Annotated in this window: 1 protein-coding gene; it reads right to left on the minus strand. The window is 50.6% G+C overall.

The window, feature by feature from the left end; all coding sequences use genetic code 11:
* Window positions 1–305: transposase (locus GK108_RS31035; RefSeq protein ID WP_163955482.1), on the minus strand; the 305-nt coding region annotated here is incomplete at its 3' end.
* Between the last annotated feature and the right edge of the window lie 17 nt (window positions 306–322).

Below are 322 nucleotides of genomic sequence, written 5' to 3' on the forward strand. Positions count from 1 at the left end.
AAGGCTTTTTTTAATATATCGCGCTCTTGTTCGGTTCGGCGCAGTTGCTCCCACAACTGGTCATAGTCTTGCTGGGAGATGCCGTTCGGACTTCTATCAACCTTGTTGGTATGCCCTTTCCAACGATACAAGATGTTTTCGGAAATACCCAGGGAGCGGGCTACATCAGGTACACTTCGTTGCCCAGTAGTAACTAGGCGAACCGCTTCGTTTTTGAAGTCTTCGTCGTACCGCTCGGGCGGCCCCGTTTCGGCGCAGCTTTGCCGAGGAGTTCTTTTTGGCCATGGTACAGCTAAGTTAAGCAACTCAACTGTCCGGTAAA

Origin of the sequence: Spirosoma terrae, from assembly GCF_010435915.1 — a bacterium.
In the GTDB taxonomy this organism is placed as follows: Bacteria; Bacteroidota; Bacteroidia; order Cytophagales; family Spirosomataceae; genus Spirosoma; species Spirosoma terrae.